This window comes from Lunatimonas lonarensis (genome assembly GCF_000390185.1).
In the GTDB taxonomy this organism is placed as follows: Bacteria; Bacteroidota; Bacteroidia; order Cytophagales; family Cyclobacteriaceae; genus Lunatimonas; species Lunatimonas lonarensis.
Genome location: NZ_AQHR01000126.1, coordinates 66272 through 75148, shown reverse-complemented (window position 1 = coordinate 75148; position 8877 = coordinate 66272). Strand labels below are relative to the sequence as shown.

Below are 8877 nucleotides of genomic sequence, written 5' to 3'. Positions count from 1 at the left end.
CGGTATTACCAAAACGATGGCTAGTTTAACTTAGTAAAGTAGAAATAATCATATATTACTTCTTGAATCTCCATAAGGCTTATATTGAGTGGGTCATTTTGTGGGTAATGTCTGTACCTTCTTCTAAATAAAAATGATTGACGCATTTTGTCAATTTGTTGTCCTTCATAAACTCTTCTGTCAAGTCCTAAAAATAATGGCGTTGTCAAATTTTTAATCGCCTGTACAACTTCGTGTCTGTCAAAAGCTTCAATTATGAAACGCATTTTTTCGTTAGAATCGTCATTATCAAGTTCATTTAATTGAAACTGACTTATACGATTGAATACACCTTCTAATGGATCTTCATCATTGATTTGAAGAATCAATTTTACTTCATTGTTTTCGCTATTTTTAATCGCAGTAATTACAATTTGTCTTTTATTTGGTTCATTACAAATTAACTCTACTTCGTCAAAGTCAATGCTATTAATGTAATTGAATGAAGGGGAAATAAGTCCAAGTATAAGTTTCAATACGGAAGTTTTTCCCGTTCCGTTTATGCCGATTAAAAAGGTCAAACGTTCGTGAAAGTCTATTTTGTAGTTTAAATAGCCGTGTACGTTTGTTGCTCTAAAATTTAATAGTTTCATTTATTTTGATTTATGTCGTGTCGTTTTATAATTGTGCCTAACGGGATTCAGCTTGGAGACGGCGGGCTTTCGGAGCCGTTCTCTTCCAACCTACTCCTAACTTCTTAAAGATACTAAACTTTCTATTTACTCTGGACCACCCGCTGTCTTCCAAGGTGATGTTACCGCTAGTGTTTTTCTTCCCAGTCTATTTTTATTATTTTTTTATCTTTTACTAAAACCATAGAAACCTCTCTTTCTAAACCTGTTCCATAATGGTCTAAATTAATAAGCACTTCTCCCGACTTGTAATTTTTTGTGATGGGGTCATGGGTATATAAATCTGAATTGAATAAAGGGTGAACTATTAAAATTTCAGTCCCATTAATCTCTGCCAAAAAAGTCATTTCTTGCCAATGAATTATGAAATGATCTTTTCCTGAAAGTGGGAAAGTTGAGAAAATTTGAATCCCAAAGAAATCAAAAATCTCTTTTGCAACATTTGTTGTATCGGAGTTTCCTATAGCATTTATGCTTCGTTTGTCTCCTTTAAAGTCTTTAAGTTTTGGAAGTTTTGTTGGTTCTACTATTTCCTTTTTGTCAGCAAATCCAAAACCATGTCCCAAATGAGAAAGTACTTTGAATCCATTTTTATCTAGAGTGACTGTGTTTGCACATGTAGCTGATGTGTAATATGTTTCCTTAGTTGGTCTATGATAAAAGTATAATGTCCCACCCCATTCGCCATTACAGTCACTAAATACGATAAACTCACTGTCATAATATAAATGACTTTTGAATTTTTCAGGATTTGGAATTCCGTTGGCTTTCTTCCACTTATTGCCTGAATATACATTCCAAAACCCAAGCTTTGTTTGCGCATGGAGATTGTTATCAATAATTGAGTGTCTTTTAAATTTTTTCTTATTTAATGACTTTTTTAATTCAGTGTTTCTTGAAAAGTCTTCAAGCCTGTAACAGATAAAATTTCCTGGTTTAAATAGGGAAATTAAATGGTCATCGTAAATGACTGAATATGAAAGCGGAAATGAGTCATCAGAACTTGGATTCAAAAGTATTTTACTTTCAAGACTAAGGTCTAAGGCATTCTCAGCAAGTCGGATGCTAAAATCTTTTCCTGTATAAATTTCTGGTATTCTTAGTGAGTCTTCATAAAAAGGTCCGGCTCTTGTCCCAAAAGATGCAATGAGTGTGTCAAATTTACTATCAAAACGCTGAGAATAGCTATTTGAAAAAATGAGGCTTAATATAAAAATGCTTATGATTTGCTTCATAGTTTGTTTCTCAACATTAGCGGTAACTTAATATAGGTCTGGTTTGGCTAGACCCTTCTCGCATTAGATTGTTGGATTGGTCTGGTTTGGTTACCTTCTATCTCGTCGCCGCTCACCATGTAAAATTTACCTTCCCCCATGGATCCTAACAACCTTCAGCGAGTTCCGCTGCCGACAGCAAGCAATAAAGATAGGGCTTAATCCCCATGCAAAAAATACCCTGTTCGGGGTATTTTGCGGATCCATTTGGCATTTTCTGATTTTTATGCGCTACGTTCTAGCGAAGGATGGTTTTTTGAAGATATGAGATCCTGCCGGTGAGATTTACGGAGTCGTGAGAAACCCAAAATGGAAGCCAAGTATAAAAACCCAGGATCCTTTATCATGTAGCTACCGGATTGCTGGCGGCTAAAGCAAATGCATGGGGAAAAACCCTGCGGTAGATCGTCTCTACAGGAGGCCGGTAACCGTTATGCAAAAAGCCTTTTATTGCCCGAAGTAAGTTTTAGACTTTCTTCATTTGCTACCCGGCAGTTGGTTGGGTTGTTCCAATTATGACCTAATTAGGTTTTTTTAACAATATTAACGGATGAAGTCCGCTCGATTTGCTTATTTTTACCCAAATTGTTTCACGCCAACTCGATAATTTAACGCTATGAACATCCAACGGATTTGCCTCTTTTCGCTTTTTATACTTTTTAGCTCCGCTGCATTTGGACAGGAGCGGATTTCGGTCGAATTGTACGGAGGGCCTTCCATAGGCTATGTGGACGGTCAGGGAACTGGTCCCGCTGAGGAACTCCTATTTGTACAGGAACTAGGCTATCATGCAGGTCTGCGGTTATTGGGGCGCGTTTCCAATAGTGCACAGGTCGTCGTTGAGGGGGAGTTTCACCGTCGTCCAGTCGGAACGAGGGTTCGATTTCATGACGGCAATGTAGTAGAGCATTCCAATACCGGGTATTCTAATAATTTTGGCAACTACGCGCTGGGAATCCGGGTTTCCCCAAAGAACCTGCCTGCTGGTTTTTATATTCAGCCCTCCGTAGGGTTTGCGCTGAGTAGGGAGGCACCCGGTTTTTTTGCTGGAGCCGGCCAACCGCAATCTACCCTGATGAAGACCAGCCTGAGTGCCAGGATCGAGGCCGGGGTAAAACTGGATGTGGGAGGCAATTATGTCCTGGTCGGTGTTCGACACCAGCAGGGATTTCAAGAGCTGGATAGTCGCATTGCAGAATTTCCCCAGCAGCATATTGATATTGACTTTCGAAGTCGCGGCTCCTACAGTGGCCTTTTTGTCGGATTTGGTATTCCCACCCGCTGGTTTGATAGATAAGCGGACCCGCTTAGGTCAAGCGCCAGCGACCTCTTTTCTATGATGTAATATCCTAATATACAGATGGATAAAGACCTTTTTTAAATGGGGATCAGATTTTTTTATTTTATACCCTATAAAAAAGATAGGGAATATAGGAAAATAAAAATACCTGATTTACTTTTGTTCCGTCACTGCCGCTTCGATCGGGATCGTTGGGGTACTGGCTATACCGACAAAGGTGCGTTACGCTTGCCTAAACCAGCGCTTGGAGGTAGAAAGCATGCTTGGTAGCTAGATGTAGTGACGGTAATTCGATCGCGATGAAGATTAAAAATCGTAAACAGATGAAACAAGTAACCGAACGAACCCCTTTGTGTTCCGACCGTGGCCCCTGATGGGGGATGGCTGGTAGATAGCCGGGACTGAGCCACCAGTCCCGGCACATTGCCCAGGCCCTAGTAGAAAGCCTCTTCAGCTTTTTTCAAACACCTAAACAACATCCAAATGTATCAAAAATTTTACACTTGGCGCTTCTTTGCGCCCTTGGGAATCCTATGGCTGTATGCCAATACTGTTTTTTCACAAACGCATCAACCGATTACGGGTACGGTTCGGTCTGCCAGCGGTGAATTGCTCACCGGGGCCACCGTTCGGATAGAGGGTACCAGCCAGTTTGTTTTTTCGGGGGATGACGGGAGTTTTATCCTATCCCATCAGCAGGGCTATCCCATTACCCTTCAGGTCAATTTTATCGGGTTTGAAGGCCAATCATTACAGCTGTTGTCAGCTCCATCCGCTCCCTTGGAAATCCGGTTGGCAGAGGATAACCAGTTGAATGAAATCGTGGTAACGGCCAGACGGCGGCAGGAGGAAGTGCAGTCGGTGCCCATCCCCCTCACCGTGGTGGGAGGCGCCCTCTTGGAAGATGCGCAGGCCTTTAATGTCAACCGTCTCAAGGAGTTGGTTCCCTCGGTGCAGCTCTACTCCTCCAATCCCCGAAATACCACTCTGAACATCCGGGGCCTGGGGTCGACGTTTGGGCTTACCAACGACGGCATTGACCCGGGGGTCGGGTTTTACGTGGATGGCGTTTATTATGCCAGGCCGGCAGTTACGACACTGGATTTCATCGACGTGGACCAAATAGAAGTGATCCGGGGCCCACAGGGCACACTTTTCGGCAAGAACACCACCTCGGGTGCCTTCAACATCACCACGAGGCGTCCCAGGTTTCAGCCGGATGCCACGGTGGAGTCCAGTTTCGGCAACGTTGGCTTTGTGCAGACACGTGGCTCGGTGACCGGGCCGCTTTCCCAAAAGCTCGCTGCACGCCTTTCGTATACGGGTACCAAGCGGGACGGGCTGATCTACAATCAAGCGACGCAGCGCCATACCAATACCTTAAACAACCTGGGATTGCGCAGCCAATTGCTTTACCTGCCCTCTGACAAAGTGGAGGTGCTGGTGGCTGCCGATATCAGCCGGCAGCGGCCGGATGGATATGCCCAGGTGGTCGCCGGCGTGGTGGAAACCAGGCGTGCCCCGTTTAGGCAGTTTAACCAGATTATCGCCGACCTGAACTATTCACTTCCTTCCGCCAACCCCTTCGACCGGGTCATCGACCACGATACCGAGTGGCGTTCCGGAAACGATATGGGCGGGGTATCTGTAAATGTGGATGCGGAAGTAGGGGGAGGTACCCTTACCGCAACCTCAGCCTGGCGATATTGGAACTGGGATCCTTCCAATGACCGGGATTTTACCGGGCTACAGGCACTATCTCTCTCACAGGCACCTTCCCGTCACGACCAATGGTCGCAGGAGGTACGCTATGCCGGTGATTTCAACAGCAAGCTAAGTGGCGTGGTGGGTGTTTTTGCCCTGTGGCAGGACCTGAAGTCCCGCCCCTACCATACCGAAGAGTCCGGCATCCACCAGTGGAGGTTTGTGCAGACGAACCAGAGCCCCCTTTGGCAGACACCCGGTCTTCTGGAGGGCTACGGCACCCAGACCCGCAACCGGTTGGAGAGTTTCAGCGGGGCGGTGTTTGGCCAATTGGACTGGAAGGTGACCGAAAGATTGAGTGTGCTTCCGGGCGTACGGTGGAACTACGACGAAAAGCGGGTTGACTTCAACCGTACGACCTATGGAGGCCTTCAGACGGAAGATCCGGCGCTGATCGCCCTTCAGCAGTCCGTTTACAATGAACAGGCGTTCAATGCCCGTGTGGAGGAGTCGAACTTTTCCGGTCAGGTGACCTTGGCCTATAAGGCCTCCGAGCGGATCAACGCCTTCGGCACGGTATCCAGCAGTTTCAAGCCCATCGGCATTAACCTGGGAGGGCTCCCCCGCGAAAATGGGCGGACCATGACTGAGTTGGCCCGTATCGAGCCCGAAAACCTGATCCACTGGGAGGTTGGTGTCAAGACCAAGCCGACCAACAGCTCCACGCTGAACCTGGTGTATCACCACTCGGATATACGCAACTTCCAAACCCTGGTGCAAACCCCGGACCTGTCTGTAAACCGCGGGTACCTGGCCAATGCGGAAAGAGTGGCCGTTTCAGGGTTGGAACTGGATGCAAATGTGCGCCTACATCGGAACTTCAGCCTGTTTACGGCACTTGCCTACACTGATGGTAGGTATCTGAAGTTTACCAATGCTCCGGTACCCTTGGAAGAGGTGGGAGGGGAGCCATTTAAGGACATTTCAGGCGGCAGGTTGCCGGGAATATCCAAGTGGGGCGGATCCTTGGGGATGGAGTGGACCAAGGACGCCACGCTGTGGGAGGTGAAGGGCAAATTCTTTATCGCCGGCGATGGCTTTTTCCGGTCCGGGTTTTCGTCCAGTCCCTCTCCTTCCCGCTACATGAACGTTCCCGGCTACGCCCTTGCCAACCTGCGATCGGGATTTAGGACCAACACGGGCATTTCGGTTTTTGTGTGGTCGAGGAATGTGCTGAACACCGACTACTTCGAGATGTTGCTGCCGGGTGCGGGGAATGCGGGCCACTACGCGGCTGTGTTGGGCGATCAGCGTACGTTTGGGTTTACGCTGCGGTACCAGTGGCAAAAACAGCCCTAGCAAACCCAGCTGAAACATGGTGTAAGGCAATAGCATTTTTTTTACTAAAAAGAACAAGCTGGCGCCCCAAATGGGAGTGAAAAGGCATTCGTAAGCAATAGCTTCAAACAAAAAGGGCTGTCCATGAGAACGGACAGCCCCTCATTATATAAAAGATTGGTGGTTTACTAGTTAAAGATGTACCTCAGTCCCAGCTGCATTTGCCATACGTCGCCAATGTTGGCGGTACGGGTAAATGTACTCGAAGGGAGATCCTCTCCCCGGGGATTGAGTTGATAGACAGGTACATTATTGGAGGGATTTATCTCCACGATGCCTATTGGCGATTCGTTCGCTATTATTTGTCCTACGCCCCATCTGTTGTTGATCATGTTTGAAATATTGAAAACATCCGCCCTAAGTTGCAGTGAATTTGTTTTACCACCTACGTTGATGAAAAATTCATGCATGTAGGAAAGGTCCAAGCGGCCCACCACCGGAAACTGGACGCCATTTCTTAGCGCATACATGCCCCTTCGTCCGCTTAGGTGGGGGTCCTGTTCGATAAAATCATTGAACAAGCTACGCTGCTCGTTGGCTGAAAGTGTGGTGCCATTTACTGTTAGCGGAGCAAACTGCATTTCTGCCAGTTGACTTTCGGTTGGTATAAAAAGCAGGTCGTTCCCTGCGATCAGATCCCCATTGATATCTGTATTGTAAACATACGATTCCACCCCTTGATTTCTTGCCTCGTAAAATAGGGAAAGGGTACCTGCCATATTTCTGGTATACTGCTTTTTGTAGCTTAGCGATCCGATAAGGCGATGCCGTTGATCATCCAGCGAATACCCCAAAATTGGATAATTCCCACCTCGGACGGAATGGATGTTTTCGTAAGACAGGAAATGCTGGGTATTGCCGTCTACCATGTTTTTTGCCACTGCGTAGTTGTAGGCCATCATCGCGTAAAATCCCCTGGTAAAGCTTTTTTGGAGCTGAAAGGTGAGGCTATAGGAATGTCCCTGATTCGTATTGTCCAACACAACGGCGTTGGTGATGTTTGGGTTGATTCGGTTGGCCTCATCGGAGAATCCGTAAAGGGGGCGATTGTCTGGGCCACCGAGGGTTGATTGGGGAGGGGTCAGGTTGCTGTCATAAAATAGCAAATCATGGACCTGTCTGGTGTAGATTGCCTCAAAGGTTCCCACGACTCCAGCGAACAGGTCTTTGTCAATACCGATATTTGACCGCCAAACTTGTGGGTTGCGAAACCCGGGATCGATGTAGGCAAGGTCGAAGGTGCTGGGCAATCCACCACCGACCGGAATATGGGCATTGACATCGGGAGAAAAGGCAAAGTTGGTGGTGTTGTCTTCCCTAATCTGCCCCTGCAGCATACCGTTTGTGTTGACCATATTGGAGATGTTGACATAAATGGGACGCCCGGAAAAAAGCCCCGTACCACCCCGAACCTGAAAGTTTCGATCGCCGTTCACGTCCCAGTTGAAGCCCAAACGTGGGCTCCACATAAATTGAGGCTCCGGCAGTCTATCGGTGCGAATCTGCATTGGATCACCGTTTGGGCGACGAAACTCCATGGATTCGACAGCTGGGTTTCTGAGTGCCGTTTGTTCATAAAAGGGCACATCCAGCCGCAGGCCAAGGGTCAGTTTGAAATCGCTGGTAACGTTGATTTCATCCTGCACATAGGCACTCGCTATGTAGGCGTTGGTAACCGCAGTCGGTACAGACCCATCCGGCAATGCCGAAAACTGTCGCTGAAACCTTCTCAGTGCTACCTCTTCACCGCTAGCGTGACGGTAGAAATCGTCCAGCGAGTTGTACACGTAGTGCCCGAAGTAGGTAGGCGTAAAGGTGTATTCAAAGTTAAAGTACTCGAAATTCACACTTGCCGTGAGCGTATGGTTGTCAAAATAGGCGGTGAAATTATTCTGAAACTGCCAAGTGTCCGAATTTAACGCACGGTTTGGAGAAAGCAAGTCGGTGCCAAGTGAAATGTAATTTCTCCCATCCTGCAAAATGTCAATCATAGGGAAATTACCGCCTTCCCAGCTCCGGAAATTACGGTTTGCCGTCAAGCCAAACCGGAGTTCATTCGAAAACCGGTTGTTAAAATTGGAGTTTACCTCTACGATCCCTGAGTAGATGTTGTCATTTAGCAGGTAATTGGAATTCTGAAAATTAAGCGAAAACAAGTTTTGGTTCCTACCGCCAAATCCCAGGGAGGTTCGGGCCACCGGTCTGTCTCTCGAGGAAATCAGGGTATTGAACCGAGCGCTTATTTTATGGTTTTTATGCGCATTGAAATCAAACTTTACGAGAAATTTGTCTGAAATGGTAGGCAAGTTATACCCTTCATACATTCCCGGATCGTATCCAAAGTTCTCCATCACGAAGTTGCGTACATTTTCCATGTCAGACTGAAGTACCCTGGTGACATTAGCTCCTGATCTACCCGGTGCATCTGCCACAAAGGGAGAGTTGGGATCGCTGCGCCGCTCCGATTCCCCGCTGATAAAGAAAAAGAGTTTGTCTTTGATGATCGGACCACCTAATCGGAATCCATATT

The 8877-nt window shown here is 46.8% G+C and carries 5 protein-coding genes; 2 read left to right on the top strand and 3 right to left on the bottom strand.

Features of this window, described 5'->3' with window-relative positions; all coding sequences use genetic code 11:
- Positions 1-20: 20 nt before the first annotated feature.
- On the bottom strand, positions 21-632 hold the full coding sequence (locus ADIS_RS22035) for an AAA family ATPase (RefSeq protein WP_035807346.1): 612 nt from the start codon (positions 630-632) through the stop codon (positions 21-23).
- A gap of 167 nt (positions 633-799) precedes the next feature.
- Positions 800-1906 (bottom strand): hypothetical protein, encoded by a 1107-nt coding sequence (locus ADIS_RS22030; protein ID WP_010856970.1) that lies wholly within the window; start codon positions 1904-1906, stop codon positions 800-802.
- Between the two features lie 655 nt (positions 1907-2561).
- Here ADIS_RS22030 and ADIS_RS22025 point away from each other — a divergent pair.
- Both ADIS_RS22025 and ADIS_RS22020 read left to right on the top strand, forming a co-directional pair.
- Positions 2562-3242 carry a hypothetical protein gene (locus ADIS_RS22025; RefSeq protein ID WP_010856968.1) on the top strand — a complete coding sequence of 227 codons (681 nt, stop codon included), beginning with the start codon at positions 2562-2564 and terminating at the stop codon, positions 3240-3242.
- 486 nt (positions 3243-3728) lie between these two features.
- Positions 3729-6308, top strand: a complete 2580-nt coding sequence (locus ADIS_RS22020; protein WP_010856967.1) for a TonB-dependent receptor — start codon at positions 3729-3731, stop codon at positions 6306-6308.
- Positions 6309-6475: 167 nt separating this feature from the next.
- Here ADIS_RS22020 and ADIS_RS22015 read toward each other — a convergent pair whose 3' ends face one another.
- Positions 6476-8848 carry a hypothetical protein gene (locus ADIS_RS22015; RefSeq protein WP_449560104.1) on the bottom strand — a complete coding sequence of 791 codons (2373 nt, stop codon included), beginning with the start codon at positions 8846-8848 and terminating at the stop codon, positions 6476-6478.
- Positions 8849-8877: the final 29 nt, after the last annotated feature.

Coding starts and splice junctions, on each gene's coding strand:
- ADIS_RS22035 (WP_035807346.1), bottom strand. CDS start 632: ATGAAACTATTAAATTTTAGAGCAACAAACGTACACGGCTATTTAAAC.
- ADIS_RS22030 (WP_010856970.1), bottom strand. CDS start 1,906: ATGAAGCAAATCATAAGCATTTTTATATTAAGCCTCATTTTTTCAAAT.
- ADIS_RS22025 (WP_010856968.1), top strand. CDS start 2,562: ATGAACATCCAACGGATTTGCCTCTTTTCGCTTTTTATACTTTTTAGC.
- ADIS_RS22020 (WP_010856967.1), top strand. CDS start 3,729: ATGTATCAAAAATTTTACACTTGGCGCTTCTTTGCGCCCTTGGGAATC.